Source organism: Micromonospora sp. NPDC023644, from assembly GCF_040640115.1.
Lineage (GTDB): Bacteria > Actinomycetota > Actinomycetes > Mycobacteriales > Micromonosporaceae > Micromonospora.
Genome location: NZ_JBFABA010000035.1, coordinates 20121 through 37653 on the forward strand (window position 1 = coordinate 20121; position 17533 = coordinate 37653).

The 17533-nt window shown below is 75.5% G+C and carries 16 protein-coding genes and 1 pseudogene; 6 read left to right on the forward strand and 11 right to left on the reverse strand.

The window, feature by feature from the left end:
- Window positions 1–117 precede the first annotated feature (117 nt).
- Complete coding sequence (locus tag AB0G08_RS21785; protein WP_358090849.1) at window positions 118–1584, forward strand: leucyl aminopeptidase family protein; 1467 nt, start codon at window positions 118–120, stop codon at window positions 1582–1584.
- Between the two features lie 49 nt (window positions 1585–1633).
- Here AB0G08_RS21785 and AB0G08_RS21790 read toward each other — a convergent pair whose 3' ends face one another.
- The gene (locus AB0G08_RS21790; protein WP_357875680.1) at window positions 1634–2221 is read right to left on the reverse strand and encodes an O-methyltransferase; all 588 of its coding nucleotides are present in this window, start codon (window positions 2219–2221) and stop codon (window positions 1634–1636) included.
- A 279-nt stretch (window positions 2222–2500) separates the two neighbouring features.
- On the opposite strand from AB0G08_RS21790, the gene AB0G08_RS21795 reads away from it, so the two are divergent.
- Entirely contained in the window at window positions 2501–3844 is a 1344-nt protein-coding gene (locus tag AB0G08_RS21795; protein ID WP_358090852.1) for a trypsin-like peptidase domain-containing protein, read from the forward strand.
- A 72-nt stretch (window positions 3845–3916) separates the two neighbouring features.
- Window positions 3917–4339 carry a preprotein translocase subunit TatB gene (locus AB0G08_RS21800; RefSeq protein ID WP_358090855.1) on the forward strand — a complete coding sequence of 141 codons (423 nt, stop codon included), beginning with the start codon at window positions 3917–3919 and terminating at the stop codon, window positions 4337–4339.
- A 96-nt stretch (window positions 4340–4435) separates the two neighbouring features.
- Here AB0G08_RS21800 and AB0G08_RS21805 read toward each other — a convergent pair whose 3' ends face one another.
- The 3 genes and pseudogenes from AB0G08_RS21805 to AB0G08_RS21815 form a co-directional block, all read right to left on the reverse strand.
- Window positions 4436–5584, reverse strand: coding sequence for an Mrp/NBP35 family ATP-binding protein (locus AB0G08_RS21805; protein ID WP_358090858.1), 1149 nt, complete (start codon window positions 5582–5584; stop codon window positions 4436–4438).
- 287 nt (window positions 5585–5871) lie between these two features.
- A pseudogene (locus tag AB0G08_RS21810) lies at window positions 5872–6453 on the reverse strand (DUF1003 domain-containing protein); the annotation flags it as partial.
- Window positions 6446–7732: a CBS domain-containing protein gene (locus AB0G08_RS21815; protein WP_358090861.1), complete on the reverse strand. Its 1287-nt coding sequence runs from the start codon at window positions 7730–7732 to the stop codon at window positions 6446–6448. The gene AB0G08_RS21815 and the pseudogene AB0G08_RS21810, both read right to left, overlap by 8 nt.
- Window positions 7733–7765: 33 nt before the next feature.
- On the opposite strand from AB0G08_RS21815, the gene AB0G08_RS21820 reads away from it, so the two are divergent.
- Window positions 7766–8635 carry a PhzF family phenazine biosynthesis protein gene (locus tag AB0G08_RS21820; RefSeq protein ID WP_358090864.1) on the forward strand — a complete coding sequence of 290 codons (870 nt, stop codon included), beginning with the start codon at window positions 7766–7768 and terminating at the stop codon, window positions 8633–8635.
- Window positions 8636–8871: 236 nt separating this feature from the next.
- Window positions 8872–9381, forward strand: a complete 510-nt coding sequence (locus AB0G08_RS21825) for a hypothetical protein (protein WP_358090867.1) — start codon at window positions 8872–8874, stop codon at window positions 9379–9381.
- Window positions 9382–9479: 98 nt separating this feature from the next.
- On the opposite strand, the gene AB0G08_RS21830 is transcribed toward AB0G08_RS21825, so the two are convergent.
- Complete coding sequence (locus AB0G08_RS21830; protein WP_358090870.1) at window positions 9480–10244, reverse strand: HAD family hydrolase; 765 nt, start codon at window positions 10242–10244, stop codon at window positions 9480–9482.
- 105 nt (window positions 10245–10349) lie between these two features.
- Here AB0G08_RS21830 and AB0G08_RS21835 point away from each other — a divergent pair, with 105 nt between their 5' ends.
- Window positions 10350–11312: a DMT family transporter gene (locus tag AB0G08_RS21835; RefSeq protein ID WP_358090873.1), complete on the forward strand. Its 963-nt coding sequence runs from the start codon at window positions 10350–10352 to the stop codon at window positions 11310–11312.
- Between the two features lie 200 nt (window positions 11313–11512).
- On the opposite strand, the gene AB0G08_RS21840 is transcribed toward AB0G08_RS21835, so the two are convergent.
- The 6 genes from AB0G08_RS21840 to AB0G08_RS21865 form a co-directional block, all read right to left on the reverse strand.
- Window positions 11513–12256 (reverse strand): class I SAM-dependent methyltransferase, encoded by a 744-nt coding sequence (locus AB0G08_RS21840; RefSeq protein ID WP_358090876.1) that lies wholly within the window; start codon window positions 12254–12256, stop codon window positions 11513–11515.
- Window positions 12240–13487 (reverse strand): MFS transporter, encoded by a 1248-nt coding sequence (locus AB0G08_RS21845; protein WP_358090880.1) that lies wholly within the window; start codon window positions 13485–13487, stop codon window positions 12240–12242. The genes AB0G08_RS21840 and AB0G08_RS21845 overlap by 17 nt, the downstream gene beginning before the upstream one ends.
- Window positions 13484–14503 (reverse strand): alanine racemase, encoded by a 1020-nt coding sequence (locus tag AB0G08_RS21850; RefSeq protein ID WP_358090883.1) that lies wholly within the window; start codon window positions 14501–14503, stop codon window positions 13484–13486. Before AB0G08_RS21850 ends, AB0G08_RS21845 begins: the two co-directional genes overlap by 4 nt.
- A complete protein-coding gene (locus AB0G08_RS21855) occupies window positions 14500–15594 on the reverse strand; it encodes a SagB family peptide dehydrogenase (protein ID WP_358090886.1) in 1095 nt (364 codons plus the stop codon). The genes AB0G08_RS21850 and AB0G08_RS21855 overlap by 4 nt, the downstream gene beginning before the upstream one ends.
- Window positions 15595–15789: 195 nt before the next feature.
- Window positions 15790–16548, reverse strand: coding sequence for a GNAT family N-acetyltransferase (locus AB0G08_RS21860; protein WP_358090889.1), 759 nt, complete (start codon window positions 16546–16548; stop codon window positions 15790–15792).
- 34 nt (window positions 16549–16582) lie between these two features.
- Entirely contained in the window at window positions 16583–17407 is an 825-nt protein-coding gene (locus AB0G08_RS21865) for an SDR family NAD(P)-dependent oxidoreductase (RefSeq protein WP_358090892.1), read from the reverse strand.
- Window positions 17408–17533 lie beyond the last annotated feature (126 nt).

Here is a 17533-nt window from a genome sequence, read left to right on the forward strand (position 1 = left end):
GGCCCGCGCCCGCGCGGGCCTTTCGTCAACCCCTGAGCCACCGGCCCCGCCGGTGGCTCAGGGTCTTCATTCCCCGCGGAGTCACGCTCCGCGAGCTTCCTGGAGGTACGGCTCCGCGTGCTCGCCATCCGTCTGCTCGCCGAGCCGGACCGGCTCGACATCCTCGTTCTGCCCGTCCGGCCCGGTCCGGGCGACGACGACCCGGCCCGACCGGCCCCGACCGGCGCGGCGCTGCCCGACGACGTGGTCGAGGAGGCCGCCGCCCTGGTGCCGGCGGCACGGCTGACCGGGCGCCCCGGCGAGGTCCAGGCGCAGCTGCGGCCCGGGCGGGACCCCGGCCGGCTGCTGCTGCTCGGCATCGGCGAGGGCGACGAGGCGGCTTGGCGGAAGGCCGGCGCGGCCCTGACCCGCGCCGCGAAGGATGAGACACGCGTCACGTTGGCCATGCCGGCGGAGGTCACCCCGGCGGCCGTACGCGGACTGGTCGAGGGGCTCCTGCTGGCCTCGTACCGGTTCCGGCTGACCGACGCCGGCGCCGCTCCCGCCCTGGCGGAGGTCGACGTCGTGGTGGCCGACCCGGACGCGCACACCGCGACCGTGGAGGTGGCCCGGACGACGGCCCGGATGACCCGGTTCGCCCGCGACCTCACCAACACCCCCTCGTCGATCAAGAACCCGCAGTGGTTCGCCGACCAGGTCGCCGCCCTCGCCGCCGACGTGCCGGACCTGCACCTGCGGGTACGCGGCCCGGAGGAGTTGGCGGCGGAGGGCTTCGGCGGGATCCTCGCCGTCGGGGGCGGCTCGGCCAGCGGCCCGCGCCTGGTCGAGCTGGACTGGCGGCCGGCCGACGCGCGTACCCACGTGGTGCTGGTCGGCAAGGGGATCACGTTCGACACCGGCGGCATCTCGATCAAGCCGGTGGCGTCGATGAAGCTGATGCGCAAGGACATGGCCGGGGCGGCGGCGGTGGTCGCGGCGACCCTCGGCGCGGCGGCCCTGCGCCTGCCGGTCCGGGTCACCACGCTCACGCCGCTGGCGGAGAACATGCTCAGCGGCTCGGCGTTCCGCCCCGGCGACGTCATCCGCCACTACGGCGGCACGACCAGCGAGACCACCAACTCCGACGCCGAGGGGCGGCTCGTCCTGGCCGACGCGCTCGCGTACGCCGTCGCCGAGCTGCGGCCCGACCTGCTGGTCGACCTCGCCACGCTGACCGGGGCGAACGCGGTCGCGCTGGGCAAGCGCCACGGCGCCCTCTACAGCGACAACGACACCCTCGCCGCGGACGTGCTGGCCGCGATCGCCGCCGCCGGCGAGGCCGCCTGGCGGATGCCGCTGCCCAGCGACTACGTCGAGCACCTCGGCAGCGAGCTGGCCGACCTGCACAGCTCGCCGGATCGGGGCGCCGGGTCCGTGATGGCCACGCTCTACCTGCGGGAGTTCACCGGCGAGCTGCGCGACCGGTGGCTGCACGTGGACATGTCCGCGCCGTCGTGGGCCGACGGCGACGACGCCGAGCTCACCCGGGGCGCGACCGGCTGGGGCGTACGCTCGCTGCTGCGCTGGCTGGGCTCGCTGGGTTGACCGCCCGGCGGCGCCCGCCCCCGGCGGGCCCCCGGTCAGCGGCGACGGGTCAGCACTTGACGGCGGCGAGCAGCCCGTGGCCGACCGGCAGCAGCGCCGGGATCCAGTGCTCCGACTCCCGGATCGCCTTGATCGCCTCGCGGACGGTCACCGTCTCGACGTCCCGGGCGGCGGGGTCGCCGACCCGGCCGCCGGCCAGCGTGCCGTTGAGCGCGAGCACGCCGCCCTGCCGCAGCAGCCGCAGCGCGGCGTCCACGCAGGCGGCGAACCCGGTCGCCTCCGCGTCCACGAAGACCAGGTCGTACGCGCCGTCGGCGAGCCGGGGGAGCACGTCCAGCGCCCGGCCGGTGATGATCCGGGTCCGACCGGCGGCGAAGCCCGCCTCGGTGAAGATCCGCCGGGCGATCCGCTGGTGCTCGACCTCGACGTCGATGGTGGTGAGCACGCCGTCGGCGCGCATCCCGCGCAGCAGCCATACCCCGCTGACTCCCGTGCCGGTGCCGATCTCCACCACCGCCCGGGCGCTGCCGGCGGCGGCGAGCAGCCGCAGCGCCGCGCCGGCGCCGGGGGTCACCGCCTCGAGGCCGACCTCGTGGGCCAGGCTGCGGGCGGTGCGCAGGACGAGATCCTCGGTCACGTACGACTCGGCGAAGTGCAGGGCCTGGGCCGTCGACGTGCCGGAACCGGCGACCGTGGCGATGGGACACCTCCGGGCGGCTCGTGTGGTGCGGGGGCGGATGGGCACTGTGAGCCTAGAGGCGACGCCGAACGGGCGCAGCCGCGCGTCCGCCACCCGACGATCACGGTCGGCAACCGGTGACTCCATCCGCGGCATCCGTGTAATCCTGGAAGCGGTGTTCCGGCGAGCGCGACCGGGCGACGCTGTCGCCGGGTCCGTGGAGCGCGGGATCCGGGGATGGACTGGGAGGGCACCGACGTGACCGACGGCTGGGACTGGCGCCAGCCCGGGGGAACTCCGGCGCCGGCGCGACCGCCGGTGCCCGGGTTCCCGCCGGTGGCCTCGCCGCCGACGCCTCAGGGCGCCGGGGGTGGCACGACTTCGCCCTGGTGGTCCGACGCGCTGGCCGACCCGTGGCGCGACCCGGGCGCGCCGGCCGCCGTGGTGCTGCCGGCCGCGCCGAGCCCCGGCACCGAGCCGGAGCCGGTCAGCGACCCGGACGCCCCGGGCCGGCCGACGCTGCGGCAGCTGCTGCTCATTCCGTTGATCACCGCACTGCTCGCGGGCAGCCTGGGCGGGGCGCTCGGGTACGCCTTCGCGGTGCGCGGCGGTGCCGTGGCCGGCACGGTGCTCGGCGCGGACCCGCAGGCGCCCGGCCTGGCCCAGCGCAGGCCCGAGTCGCTGGCCGGGGTCGCCGAGCGGGTGCTGCCCAGCGTGGTGACCGTCCGGGTGGCGGGCCTCGGCGGCACGAGCGAGGGCTCCGGCTTCATCGCCAGCGCCGACGGGCACGTGATCACCAACGACCACGTGGTGGCGGGGGCGACCGGCAAGGCGTCGGTGGTCTTCAACGACGGCAGCTCGGCCCCGGCGACCGTCGTCGGGCAGGACCCGGAGTCCGACATCGCAGTGATCAAGGTCTCCCGCACGGGCCTACGGCCGGTCGAGTTCGGCGACTCCGACGCGCTGGCCGTGGGCGACCCGGTGCTCGCCATGGGCTCGCCGCTCTCGCTGGCCAACACGGTCACGGCCGGCATCGTCAGCGCCCTGGACCGGACGATGCGGGCCGGCGAGCCCGGCGGTCCCACGCGCTACTACGCGGCCATCCAGACCGACGCGGCCGTCAACCACGGCAACTCGGGCGGCCCGCTGGTCGACGGCGCGGGCCGGGTGATCGGGGTCAACTCGACCATCAAGTCGCTGGTCTCCGACGGGCAGGAGGCGGGCAACATCGGCCTCGCCTTCGCCATCCCGATCAACCAGGCCAAGCGGATCACCCAGGACATCATCGGCACCGGCAAGGCCCGGCGCACGGTCATCGGCGCCCAGGTCGGCGGGGCCGGCGCGGGCACCGGCGGGGCCGGCGTACGCCTGGCGGCGGTGGAGCCGTCCGGGCCGGCGGCCGGCGCGGGGCTGAAGGCCGGTGACGTGATCCTGAAGCTCGACGGGCGGCCGATGACCGAGCCGACCGACCTGATCGCCCTGGTGCGGAAGTTCGCGCCCGGCGCGGTGGTGACCGTGGAGTACCGCCGGGGCGCCAACCGGCAGAACGCCTCCGTCACCCTGGCCGCGGACGCCAAGTAGGGGCCGGTCACCCCCTCCCCGGTTGGCACCCGACGTGCGTAGTCTTGCTGCTGACCGAAGGAGGCCCGCGCAGTGTTCGAGAACCTGAACTGGTGGGAGATCGGTGCGCTGCTGCTCCTGGCGCTGCTAATCTTCGGTGACCGGCTGCCCACGGTGATCAGCGACGGCCTGCGCATGGTGCGCAACCTGCGCACCATGGCCAGCAACGCCACCACCGACCTCAGTCGCGAGCTGGGCACCGACATCCAGCTGGAGGATCTGCACCCGAAGGCGTTCATCCGCAAGCACCTCCTCAGCGAGGAGGACGAGCAGGCGATCCGCAAGCCCCTCCAGGGCGTCTACGACAACCTGCGGGCGGACGTGACCGGCGTGCACAACGAGCTGAAGGACGTCGCCTCCGCCGCCGATCTGCGCGCGAGCGGCAGCCGGCCGGCCACCGCCACTGGCGGCGCCCCCGCCCCCGCCCCCCGCGTCAGCTACGACGACGCGACCTGACCCCGCCGCCGCAGGACGGCGACGGGGGCGGCGCTCCGAAAGGGGAACGCCGCCCCCGTGCGGGTGGCGACAGCGCCGGCCGTGGCCGGCGTACGGTCAGCGGCCGGCGGGCTTGAGGCCCAGCGGCTTGCCGAGCAGCGACTCCCGCCGCACGGCGAGCCGGTCGGCGACCTGGCCCAGCGCCTTCGCGGCCGGCGACTCCGGCGCGGCCAGCACGATCGGGGTGCCCTCGTCGCCGGCCTCGCGGACCCGGGTGTCGAGCGGGACCTGCCCCAGCAGCGGCACCTGCGCGCCGATGGTCCTGGAGAGCGACTCGGCGACCGTCTGGCCGCCGCCCGCGCCGAAGACCTCCATCCGGGAGCCGTCGGGCAGCTCCAGCCAGGACATGTTCTCGATGACGCCGACCACCCGCTGGTGGGTCTGCAGCGCGATGGCGCCCGCCCGCTCCGCCACCTCGGCGGCGGCGGCCTGCGGGGTCGTCACGATCAGGATCTCGGAGTTGGGCAGCAGCTGGGCCAGGGAGATGGCCACGTCGCCGGTGCCCGGGGGCAGGTCGAGCAGGAGCACGTCCAGCTCACCCCAGTAGACGTCGGCGAGGAACTGCTGCAACGCCCGGTGCAGCATCGGGCCGCGCCACACCACGGCGGCGTTGCCGGCGGTGAACATGCCGATCGAGATGACCTTCACGCCGTGCGACTGCGGCGGCATGATCATGTCCTCGACGCGGGTCGGGCGCCCGTCCGCGCCGAGCATCCGGGGCACCGAGTGGCCGTAGATGTCCGCGTCGACAACGCCGACGGAGAGCCCGCGGGCGGCCAGCGCGGCGGCCAGGTTGACCGTCACGCTGGACTTGCCGACGCCGCCCTTGCCGCTGGCGACCGCGTACACGCGGGTGCGGGAACCCGGCTGGGCGAAGGGGATGACCGGCTCCTGGGAAGCGCCGCCACCGCGCAGCTTCGACTGGAGCTCCTGGCGCTGCTCGGGGCTCATCACGCCGAACTCGATCGTCACGCCGGTCACCCCGGGCACCGCGCCGACCGCGGCCGTGATGTCCGAGCGCAGCTTGTCCTTCAGCGGGCAGCCGGCGACGGTGAGCAGCAGTTCGACCCGTACGACGCCGTCGTCGCCGACCTCGGCGGAGCGGACCATGCCCAGCTCGGTGATGGGCCGGCGGATCTCCGGGTCGTTGACGGTGGCCAGCGCGGCCTGGATCGCGTCGGAGACGGTGCTGACGGGTGCTGACATGCCCGCAATGCTACGTCGGCGGCGATGCCCCACCGCGTCAGCGGGGGGCGGTGTGAGCGAATCGATGGCGGCGGCTGGGGTGGCCGGCATACCGCGCGAAGCGGGACGATCGGGGCGGGCACCCCTCGCCCGACCGCTCAGCCTTGGGGCTCCCGGCCCTCGGGCTCCCGACCCTCGGCCTCCCGACCTTCGGCCTCCCGACCTTCGGCCTCCCGACCTTCGGGCTCCCGACCCTCGGGCTGCCGGCCCTCCGGCCGGGCCTCGGGCTGCCGGCCCTCCGGCCGGGCGTCGCGGGCCCAGTCGCCGTCCAGGTCGTCGCGCGGCTCCTCCAGTCCGTCGCCGTGCTGCGGGATCCTGTCCTGCTGCCGGCGCTCCAGCCGCTGCCGGCGCCGGCCCGCCTCGTCCAGCTCCTCGGCCAGCCTGGCCAGCTCCGAGCGGAGGAAGTCCCGGGTCGCCACCTCGCCCATCGCGTTGCGCAGCGCGGCGATCTCCCGGGCGAGGTACTCCGTGTCGGCCTTCTGCATGGTCGCCCGCCGGCGGTCCTCCTCCAGGGAGACCCGGTCCCGGTCGGCCTGCCGGTTCTGCGCCAGCAGGATCAGCGGGGCCGCGTAGCTGGCCTGCAGGGACAGCACCAGGGTCAGGAACGTGAAGGTGTACGGGTCGAAGCGCAGGTGCGCCGGGGCCAGCGTGTTCCAGCCGAACCACAGCGCGATCACGATCGTCATGTAGACGATGAAGTTCGCGGTGCCCATCCCCCGGGCGATCCCCTCGGACCACCGTCCGAAGGCCTCCGGGTCGAACCGGGGCAGCTTGACGCCCCGGGGCTCGCGCGGCTGGTCGAGCCGCTGCGCCCGTCGCCGCTCAGCCATCCGCGCCGTCCAGCGTCGGCTCGGCGGTCCTCGGGTGCCCGGCGGCGTCCCGGTCCCGCCAGTCCCGGGGCAGGAGGTGGTCCAGCACGTCGTCGACCGTGACCGCGCCGACCAGCCGGTTGTTGCGGTCGATCACGGGCATGGCGACGAGGTCGTACGTGGCCATCCGGCGGGTGATCTCCGGCAGCGGGGTGGTCGGCCGCAGCGGGTCGATGTCGTTGACCACGATGCCGCCGAGCAGGTCGGCCGGCGGCTCGCGGAGCAGCCGCTGGAAGTGCACCATGCCGAGGTAGCGGCCGGTCGGCGTGGTCATCGGGGCCCGGGACACGAAGACCTGCGCGGCGATCGCGGGGGAGAGCTGCGGCTCCCGGATCCGGGCCAGGGCCTCGGCGACGGTGGCGTCCGGCGGCAGGATGACCGGCTCGGAGGTCATCACGCTGCCCGCCGTTCCCGGCGTGTACTTGAGCAGCTGACGCACCGGGTCGGCCTCGTCCGGCTGCATCAGGTCGAGCAGCACGTCCTGCTCGGGCGGCGGCAGCTCACTGAGCAGGTCGGCGGCGTCGTCCGGGTCCATCTCCTCCAGCACGTCGGCGGCCCGCTCCCGGTCCAGCGCGGCCAGGATCTCCACCTGGTCGTGCTCCGGCAGCTCGCTCAGCACGTCCGCGAGGCGCTCGTCGTCCAGCGCGGCGGCGATCTCGTTGCGCCGGGCGTCGGGGAGGTCCTGGAGGGCGTTGGCGAGGTCGGCGGGGCGCATGTCCTCCAGCACCGAGAGCAGGTTGGCCGTGCCCCGGCTGTCGGCGATGCCGCTGAGCCCGCGTACCCGCTCCCACTCGACCTGGTGCAGGTGGCCCCGGCGGGTCAGCCGGCCGGTCTGCTCGCGTACGGCGACCCGGGCCAGCGACCACTCGCCGCCCCGGCTGCACTCCATCGCCACGTCGACCACGGAGCCCGCCTGCCCGCCGGGGTCGACCTGCACCCGGCGGTCCAGCAGCTCCTGGAGCACGAGCAGCTCGTTCGGGCGCTTCTCGAAGCGGCGCAGGTTGAGCGTGCCGCTGCCGAGCACGACCGCGTCGGCGTCGATGGAGGTGATCCGGTTCAGCGAGAGGAAGATCCGCCGCCGCATCGGCATCTCGGCGACCAGCCCGACCACCTCGGGCGGGCGTTGCGTCGGCCGCAGCCTGGCCACCGCGTCGCGGACCCGGCCCACCTGGTCGCCGTTGGGATCGAAGACGGCGACTCCGGCGAGCCGGGCGAGGTAGACCCGGGTCGGCGTGCTCACGGGCACCAGCCTAAGCGCCTAGTGTCTATCAACATGTCGACCTTGGCCTACGAGATCGTGGACGTCTTCACCGACCGCCCGTTCGCCGGCAACCCGCTGGCGGTGGTGTTCGGCGCCGAAGGACTGGCCACCGAGCAGATGCAGGCGCTCGCGCTGGAGTTCAACCTCTCCGAGACGGTGTTCGTCCTTCCGCCCACCCAGGTCGGCGCCACCTACCGGGCCCGCATCTTCACTCCGGCCGAGGAGCTGCCCTTCGCCGGCCACCCGAGCGTCGGCGCGGCGGTGACCGCCAGCCGCCGCGGCATGTTCGGTGTGGGGCAGGTCACTCAGGAATGTGGGGCGGGCGTGCTGCCCGTCGAGGTGACCGCCGCCGGGGCGACGCTGACGGGCGGGGTACCCACCCTCGGCCCCGAGCTGGACCCGGAGCCGCTGCTGGAGATGGCCGGGCTCACCGCCGACGACCACGTCGGCCCGGCGCCCCGGGTGGCCGGCTGCGGGCTGGAGTTCCCGTACCTCCCGGTCCGCCCGGACGCGGTGGCCCGCGCGCGGGTCAACGCGGCGGCGGCGCAGCGGTACGGAGTGGAGCACGTCAGCGTCTTCTCCTGGGACGCCGCCGCCCAAACCGCGCACGCCCGGGTCTTCGTCCCCGGGCTCGGCGTGCCGGAGGACCCGGCCACCGGCTCGGCCGCCCTGGGGCTGGGGGTGTGGCTGGTCGCCAGCGGCCTGCTGCCCGCCGACGGGCGCGCGGAGTACACCGTCCACCAGGGCATCGAGATCAACCGTCCGTCCGTGCTGGCCTGCACGGTGACCGCCGCGGAGGGTCAGGCGGTGGGCGCGACCGTGGCCGGCCAGGTCATGCCGGTGGCCCGGGGCGAGATCATGGTCCCCCCGTTCGTCGGCTGACCTGCGGGGTCCGTGCCGCCGCGCCCCGGGGCACGCGGACGAACCCCCGGCTGGCGCCGAGGACCCGGGCACGTGGACGGACCCCGGGTGGCGTCAACGGACCCGCTGACGGGCCCGGGTGGCGCTGACGGGCCCCGGCGTGCCGATGGATTTGGGTAGCGCTGACAGGCCCCGGGCGCGCCGACGGGCCCCGGGTGGCGCTGACGGGACGGGGGCGGATGCGGGAGGATGCCGGGGTGACCGACGCGGAGCGGACCAGCACGCCGCTGGTCGACGAGGCGATGAAGAAGGCCGCTGTGGCCTGGGTGAGCGTGGCCGGCGGGCCGGCGCTCGCGCTGTGGTGCCTACCCCTGGAGGGGGCGCTCCTCGTGGTCAGCGGCCCCGGGGAGCAGTCCGCCCCGGGCCTGGCCGACGCGACCGAGGCGCAGGTCACCCTGCGCGGCGACCACGGCGGGCGGATCGTTACCTGGCCGGCCCGGGTGAGCCGCCTGGTGCCGGGCACCGAGCACTGGGAGACCGCCGCGCCGCTCGTGGCCGCGAAGCGGCTGAACGCGCCCGGGCCCACCGCGGAGCTGGTGGAGCGCTGGGCGGCCGACGGCTGCGCGGTGAACCGGCTCGCCCCGGCCGGCGAGCCGGTCGCCGGCGCCGGTCTGCCCGCGGACTCGCTGGCCGAGGTGCCGCGCGAGACGCCGGCGGTCCGGGCGGCCCGCAAGCCGTTCCGCCTGCACCGGGTCCGCCGCCGCTGAGGCGTCCCGCTCGCGCCGGGCCCGCCGCGCCGCCCGCCGGTGGTGCAGTCGCTGCCGGTCACGCCCGACGTCGGTTCCGGTGGCCCCGGGGCCCGGCGTCAGGAGAGGCCGCAACCGGCCGGTACGGCGGTGACGGTCGGCACGGCCACGGCCGGCACGGGCGTGTCCGCCCGCCCGGGGACCCGCTCGACGAGGCCGACCACCTCGTCGAGCGAGCGCAGCACCGGCCCGCTCCAGGCGGCGTCGGCGTTGAACACCATGTGGCCGGCCAGGTCGGGTGCGGCCAGCCGTACGGCGGTCATCCCGGCCCGCTCCGCCCCGGTCAGCTCCTGGCTGCCGCCGTCGCCGACGTAGAGGCAGTCCGCCGGCGCCAGGTCGAGCCGCCGGCACGCCGCCTGGTAGAGCGCCGGATCCGGCTTGCAGCGCCCCACCTGCACGGAGAAGACCCGCACGTCGAGCAGCGGGGCGACCGGCAGCTGCGGCAGGAACTCCGGCAGCTCGTGCGTGCAGTCGCTGATTACCCCGGTGCGCAGCCCGAGCCGGCGCAGCGCGGCCAGCGTCGGGACCGCCTCGTCGCGCAGCCGGGTGTCGGCGCGTACGGCCCGGTGGCGGGAGGCGACCGCCGAGCGGACCGCGTCGTCGGAGGGGTGCACCCCGGCCTGCTCGCAGACCCAGCGCAGGGTCGCCTCGGCGTTGCCGTGCCGCCCGCAGGCCCGCTCGTAGTAGGTGCGGTCGAGCACGTCGACGAGCGTGTGCGGTGGACAGCCGAGCAGCTCGGCGGTCGACCGGTGGGCCGCCCCCCGCTGGACGGAACAGGTCAGCGTGCCGAAGAAGTCGAACAGGACCGCCTGGTACGTGGGCATGGGGGAGCGCCTCCGGGCGGTAGGGGAATCGCCGGCGCGGACAGCATGATCGTAACGGAGTGCTGACGTTCCGTGGTGGCCCGCGACGTGTGAGGATTGCTCCCCGTGTCCCCCGCAGCGCACCGCCCGCCGTTCGACCCGGTGACCACCGGGGCGGTCGCCCTGGCCGTCGTCGCCGTCTCGTCGTCCGCGCCGCTGGTGGCGTTCGCGGCGGCGCCCGCGCTGGCCGTCGCGTTCTGGCGCAACCTGCTCTCGGTCGCCGTGCTCGGCCCGTTCTCGGCGACCCGGCGCCGCGCCGAGTTCCGGTCGCTGACGGTCGGCGCCGGTCGGCGCGAGGGCGTCTACTGCGTGCTGTCGGGGGTCGCGCTCGCCGCGCACTTCGCCACCTGGATGCCCAGCACCAAGCTCACCTCGGTCGCCGCGGCGACGGCGCTGTGCGCCACCCAGCCGGTCTGGCAGGGGCTGATCGCCCGCGCGCAGGGCCGTCGGCTGCCGGGCGTCGTCTGGGTCGGCATCGGGGTGGCGGTGGCGGGGGCGGGCGTGGCGACGGGGGCGGACTTCGCCGTCTCCGGCCGGGCCGTCGCCGGCGACCTGCTCGCGGTGGCCGGCGGCCTGTTCGCGGCCGTCTACACCGCGCTCGGCGAGCGCGCCCGCACGACGATCAGCACGACCACGTACACCACCATCTGCTACGGGGTCTGCGCGCTGGTCCTGCTCGTGGTCTGCCTGGTCGGCCGGGTGCCGCTGACCGGCTTCGACACCGGCACCTGGCTCGTCGTGCTGGCCCTGGTGGCCGGCGCCCAACTGCTCGGGCACTCGATGTTCAACTTCGCGCTGAAGAAGGTCTCGGCGACCACGGTCAGCGTGCTGGCCCTGCTGGAGGCCCCGGGCGCGGCCCTGATCGGCTGGGCCTGGCTGGGGCAGCTGCCCGGGGTCACGGCCCTGCTCGGGCTGGCGCTGCTCCTGGCCGGCGTCGCGGTGGTGGTGCTCGGCGGCGCCCGCGCGGCCCGCCGCGTCCGACCGGTCCCCGCCGTCGTCCCCGCCGACGCCGGCCCCGCACCCGGCTGACCCGCGAACTCGCGGGCGTCGCGCGCGACCCCGGTCCCTCCGCAGCGCCGGCATCGCAGCCCGCCACCCCGGTCCCTGCGCAGCGCAGGAGCGCCGGCGGCGGGCCCGCCACCCCGGTCCGTCCGCAGGGCCGGCAGCCGGGCCCGCCGCCCCGGTCCCTCGCCGCGCCCGGGCGCCGGCAGGGGGTCGGGTGGCGGCGGTCAGGGGCGTCGGGCGACCACGGCGACCCTGGGCAGCGCCTCCGGGTCCGGTACGGGGGTGAGCAGGTCGTCGATGGCGGCGACGTGGCTCGTCACCCAGCCGGCGTCGGCCAGCGCGGACAGCACGTCGGCCACCCGATGGGCGGTGTTGGTGATCGTCGTGGCGAAGGGGGTCGCGCGACCGTCCTCGGCGCGCAGCTCACCGGTGACGTGCAGCGGGCGGCGGTCACCGTCGAGCGGGCCCCGCGCCACCACCACCGAGACGGTCCCGTCCTGCCGCGTGACCGGTGGCACGTCGGCGAGGAGGCCCTTGACCGTGGACATGTCGAAGCCGAACCAGCCGCCCGGAGCGACCGCCCGGTGGACGCAGCGCAGGTAGGCGCGGACCCGGTCGATCCCGCCGACGTGGTTGACGATGTCGTAGGTGGAGACCGCGAACGCGCAGGGTCGCGGCACCTCGAAGTCCGCGGCGTCCGCGGCCAGCAGCACCGCGTCGGTGCCGGCCAGCCGTTCCCGGGCGCGGGCGATCATCGCCGGGGAGACGTCCACCCCCACGACCCGGTAGCCGGCGGCGGCGAACCGGGCGGCCACGATGCCCGTACCGCAGCCGACGTCGAGCAGGCTCCGCTCCGATCCGGGCGCGACGTGCGCGTGCAGCCGCAGCCACGCGTCGCCCATCCGCTCGGGGTACGGCGCCCAGAAGCGGTCATACGCCGTGACGAAGGCGTCAACGTACTCGGCCATCGAGTTGCCTTTCGTAGTGCCGGACGGGGGAGCTGGCCAACGGGACGAGCGCGGCGATGAAGATCACCGTGGCCAGACCGAGCAGGGTCGTCCGCACGCCGATCGCGGGTACGACGAAACCGGCGGCGATCATGACCGGCGGTCCCAGTCCCACCGCCCCCAGCCACTCGTACGCGCTCACGCGGGACATCGCCTCGGTCGGCACCTCGGACTGGACGGTCGTCTCCCACAGCACCCCGAAGACGTCGAAGGCCACCCCGGCCAGCACGGCGGCGAGGATCACGAACGGCAGCGCGGCACCGGATCCGAGCAGCAACGCCGGCAGTCCCAGCAGCGACACGGCGAGTACGGCTGTGCGCAGGGGACGGGTCGTCCTGATCCGCATCGCGACCAGCACACCGGCGAACATGCCCACCGCGTACCCGGCCAGGACGCCGGACCACGCGCCCGCGCCGCCCAGGTGCGCCCTGGCGTGCAACGGCCCGGCGAGCCCGAAGGTGACCCCGACGGCGGCGTTGATCACGGCTGCGGCGAGCACGACCTGCCACAGCCAGCGCCGCCGGACGAACTCCCGCCAGCCGTCGCGCAGCTCGGCCGGCAGGTCCCGCCTGGCCGGCCGGGCCGCGCCGGCGAGGCGCAGCCGCGCGAGGAGCCCGGCGGCGACGGCGAACGTCGCGGCGTCGAGGGCCAGCGCCCAGCCCGGCCCGAGCCAGGTGATCAGCGCGCCGCCCGCGGTGAATCCCGCCACCGTGGCGGTGTTCGTGCCCAGCCGCAGCACGGCGTTGCCGCGTTGCCGCGCCTGCGGCGCGACGAGTTGCGCGGTCAGCCCGTTCAGCGAGGGCAGCAGCAGCGCGGAGGCGGTGCCGGCGACGGCCGCGCAGACGGCGAGGGCGACGACGCTCGCCCGCCCGGTCAGGACGAGGACGGTCATCGCGCCGTACGCCGTGCCGCACATCAGCTCCGCCGCCACCAGTACGCGGTGCCGCGGCAGCCGGTCGCCGATGACGCCGCCGAGCAGCATCAGCGCGATCCGGGGCACCGAGATCGCGGCGAGCACCAGCGACAGCGCCGGGGGCGATCCGCCGGGCAGGTCGAGCACGGCGAAGGTCAGCGCGAGCGGCCCCATCGCGTTGCCGAAGACGGAGATCGTCCGCGCGGTGGCGAACAGGACGAACCGGCGCTCGCGCAGCGGGTCCGCCGGGCGGTCCACGGACGCGACGGCGTCGGTCATGCCCGGTCCGGGCGGACCAGCGCCTGCCACCGCGCCACCGGCTCGCCGGAGTCGAGCACGTGCAGCAGCGGCCGGCGGGCCACCACGGGGCACACGTGCCCGGGCAGCACCCGCAGCTCGTCGCCCACCGACACCGCGGCCGGGGAGACCGGCGCGCCGTCTGGGGCGGTCATCACGACACCGCTCATCCAGGTCTGGTCGGCGCCCGCGAGCAGCGCGTCGGCGTCGGTGCGCAGCACCCGCCCGTCGTTGCCGGTGACGGTCGTGGTGACGGCGATCGCGACCGCCTCGGGGTCGCACTCGCCCAGCCGGGCGAACCCGCCGTCGAGCAGCGCGTGGGCGCCCGCGCACACCTCGGTCACGCCGGCCACGTCCAGCGCGCCGGACAGGGTCGGTGTGCCGCCGACGCTCACGCTCGGGCAGGGCGACCCGGCCGCCCGGATCCGCGCCGCGACCGACACCAGCAGCTTCGCCTGGCGGCGGCCCAGCCCGACCCGGTCGCGCGCGGCGGCGGCGTCGGTGAGCCCCACGTACCCGGTCACGCCCGCCAGGCGCACCCCGCGCGTCCGCGCGACCGTGGCGGCGAGTTCCCCGGCCGCGTCGGGGGCGACGCCGACCCGGTGCAGGCCGGTGTCGACCTCGATCCGTACGCCGAGTTCGACGCCGTGGGCCTCGGCCGCCGCGCCGAGCCCGGCCACCGCGTCCGGGTGGTCCACGTGCACCGTCACCGCGCAGTGCCGCGCGAGCTGGGCGAACCTGGTCCACCGCCACGGATCGCGCCACGGCCACGCCACTGCCACGTCCGTCACGCCCACCTCCAGGTAGGCCATGGCCTCGGCCGCGGAGTGGACCGCGACGCCCACGGCGCCCGCGGCCACCTGCCGCGCGGCGATCTCGGGGGTCCGGTGTCCCTTGACGTGTGCGCGCAGGGCGACGCCGGCCTCGGCCACGCGCCTGCCGTAGCGCGAGATGTTCGCGTCCAGCCGGGCCAGGTCGACGGTCACCGTCGGCGTCATTCGCCGCGTCCGTGCCAGGCGTCCGGGGGGAAGGAGAATGCCGCGTCGCCGCCGGCGAGCATCGCCGCCTGGCGTTCCCGCTCGGCGGGGTGCGGCACGCCGACGCCGGACACGCCGAGGAAGATCTCGTCCGGCCAGGACAGGCCGAGGGCGTCCTCGACGGGCGCGTCGCGGGTGGCGGCGGTGAAGAACGTCCCGAGGCCGAGCGCGGTCGCGGTGAGGTACACGGTCTGACTCAGGTGACCGACGTCGAGCAGGAGCGCACGGTAGGCGCGTGCGGCCGGGTACTTCCACACGGTCCGGTCGAGCACCGCCGCGTACATCAGCAGGAAGCCGGCCTGGGCGGCGTGCGGCTGCCCACCGCACCACTCGCGCAGCTCGTCCTCGCCACCCGCGGCGGCGAGCCGCACCAGCTCGTGGCGGCGCACCGCGTAGTGGTAGACGCCGGGCTCCAGCCCCTCGACGTCGCGGACCACCGGATAGACCTCGACCGGATGACGGGCTCCGCCGGACGGAACGGTCTTGAGCAGCGCCGTCCCGACCCCCGAGACGTCCACCTCGCGGCGGACGCCGGCCGTCCAGCGCAGCAGGGCGGCGAAGGACGACAGCGGCACCGGGCGATTCGGGTCGAACCAGCGCGTCGAGCGCCGGGCGTCGAGGACCCTGGTGAAGTCGACCGCGGGCGGGTCGGCGCGGGGCAGGGCGATCCGCGGCCCGTCGTACTCCTTGACCGGGTCCGGCTGGCCGGTCTTGGCGCGCAGCACCGCGGCGTCCTCGGCCGCCGAGCGGAAGACGTCGCTGCCGAGCGTACGGCTGGCCAGGTGGTAGTAGGTGGCGGCCGGTCCCAGGTCGCGCCAGGCGCCGAGGCGTTCCTCCCGGGCGTGTTCCGGCGAACCCTCGGCGACGAGGACGTGGGCGTCGAGAAGCTGCTGCGCGAGCCGGCCGTCGAGCTCGGCCCAGTCGGCGTAGTCGCGCAGCAGCCTCTCCGCCTCAACAGTCAACGCGAACTGCCGGTGCCTCAGCGGATCGTCGCAGACCAGTTGACCGTCTCGCCACAGGAAGACGACCAGCCGCGACACACGGACTCGCACGACTGGTCAGGCTTCGACCGGCGGCTCCAGGCACGTCAGTTCCTGGTCGTAGTCGTCGGACGCCACCGGCTCGAAGGCCTCAACCTGCTCGGTCATGTGCGCTCTCCCCTCACTGATCGGCGATGATCACTGCAACGCACCGTATCAGCAAGTCCACTGTGAACACAGCCCCGCGCCGGATCGGCGGGGACCGCCTCAGACCTCGTGGACCTCCAGCACCCGGGTGGTCGGGGCGGCGTCGCCCAGCTCGCCGCGCAGCGCCACCCGCTCCGGGTCGGCCAGGAAGCCGGCGTAGCCGTCGCGGCTGTCGAACCGGATCAGGTGCACCTCCGTACGCCCGTCGCCGGTGCGCTGCCGGCGCTCCAGTCGCCCGCCGTGCCTCCCGAGCAGGCCGAGCACCGCGTCCTCGTACCGCCGGCCGGCCTCGACCGCGTCGGGGGCCAGCTCGACCAGCGCCACCAGGCGCACGGCGGCGGCCGGGTCGGTGACCAGCGACTTGACGAAGTGGTGGTCGACGTGGCCGCCCGGGATGCCCTCCCGGCGACCCGTGTCGAGGTAGCCGTGCCGCCGGTAGAACTCCGGGGCCTGGAACGAGAACGAGGAGACCGAGATCTCCGTACAGCCGCGCCGGCGGGCCTCGTCCTCGGCGGCGCGCAGCAGCCGGCCGCCCCAGCCCTCGGCGCGGCGGTCCTCGCGCACCCACATCATGTCGATCCCGGCGCAGCCGCCCCAGGTCCACCCGGTGAGGCCGGCCACCAGCTCGCTGTCGGCGTCGTCGACCCGGACGACGAGGCCGGCCTCGTCGTCCGCGCCGGTCGCCCGGTTGTTGAAGGTGGTCAGCTCGGCGTCGAGCCGTGCCTGGAGCTCCTTGTCCCGGTCCAGCACCCGCAGGGTGCCGTCGCCGCCCGTCCCCGCGGGCCCGTCGTGCGTGTCGGTGCCGTTCCCCGTCGTCATGCGGCGGAGTATGGCAGCGCCCCGGCCGACACCGTCACGCCGCGACGCCGACCGCCTCGGCGCTGGCCGTCCAGAGCCGGGCGGCGAGCTGCGGGTCGGCCGCCTTGGGCAGCGGCCGGCGCAGCCGCCGGTCGGCGTAGTAGCCGCCCGTGATCAGCCGCGCCGGGTCCTGCCTGGCCAGCCAGACGAGCGTCTCGGCGCCCTTCTCCGGGCTGCGGAACGGCAGGAACCGCATGCCGAGGGCGACCAGCCGGCTGTCGTTGCCGAACCGGCTGCGCACCACCCCAGGGTGGTAGGAGTACGCAGGGATCTCCGGCCAGCGCCGGGCCGCCTCGGCCGCGAAGAGGATGTTCGCCTGCTTGCTCGTGCCGTACGCCTGCATCGGCCGGTAGCGGCGCAGCGGGGCGTTCAGGTCGGCCGGGTCGAGCACGCCGCTGCGGTGCGCGCCGGAGGCGGTGACCACCATCCGGCCGATCCGGTCCCGCAGCAGGGTGCTGAGCAGGAAAGGGGCCAGGTGGTTGGCCTGGATCGACAGCTCGAAGCCGTCGACCGTGGTGAGGGGCTGGAGCACGATCGCCCCGGCGTTGTTGGCGAGCACGTCGATCCGGTCGTACGCCTCCCGCAGCTTCCCGGCCAGCCGGCGGACGTCGTCGAGCACCGCGAAGTCGGCCCGGAACAGCTCCGGTCGCTCGCCGGCCGCCTCCCGGACCTGTTCCGCCGCGGCCTGGAGCCGGGCCGGGTCCCGACCGACCAGTACCACCTGGTCACCGCGGCGCGCCAGGTCGACGGCAGCCGCCAGGCCGATGCCCGAACTGGCCCCCGTCACCACCACGAGTCGACGCCCAGTGAGATCTTCCACAGGTCCATTCACCCCGGTCACGGCACGAGGTTACCGTGGCGTCACAAAGACCCTTGGGGGGATCGTCAAGCCCTCGCAATCTCGTCAGGTGACGTCGGCGTGCCCTCCGCACGCTGGAAGGAGCGC

Bases quoted from the DNA above. Each gene is read 5' to 3' on its own strand.
- AB0G08_RS21795 (WP_358090852.1), top strand. From the start codon at position 2,501: ATGGACTGGGAGGGCACCGACGTGACCGACGGCTGGGACTGGCGCCAG.
- AB0G08_RS21805 (WP_358090858.1), bottom strand. From the start codon at position 5,584: ATGTCAGCACCCGTCAGCACCGTCTCCGACGCGATCCAGGCCGCGCTG.
- AB0G08_RS21820 (WP_358090864.1), top strand. From the start codon at position 7,766: ATGTCGACCTTGGCCTACGAGATCGTGGACGTCTTCACCGACCGCCCG.
- AB0G08_RS21830 (WP_358090870.1), bottom strand. From the start codon at position 10,244: ATGCCCACGTACCAGGCGGTCCTGTTCGACTTCTTCGGCACGCTGACC.
- AB0G08_RS21840 (WP_358090876.1), bottom strand. From the start codon at position 12,256: ATGGCCGAGTACGTTGACGCCTTCGTCACGGCGTATGACCGCTTCTGG.
- AB0G08_RS21845 (WP_358090880.1), bottom strand. From the start codon at position 13,487: ATGACCGACGCCGTCGCGTCCGTGGACCGCCCGGCGGACCCGCTGCGC.
- AB0G08_RS21850 (WP_358090883.1), bottom strand. From the start codon at position 14,503: ATGACGCCGACGGTGACCGTCGACCTGGCCCGGCTGGACGCGAACATC.
- AB0G08_RS21860 (WP_358090889.1), bottom strand. From the start codon at position 16,548: ATGACGACGGGGAACGGCACCGACACGCACGACGGGCCCGCGGGGACG.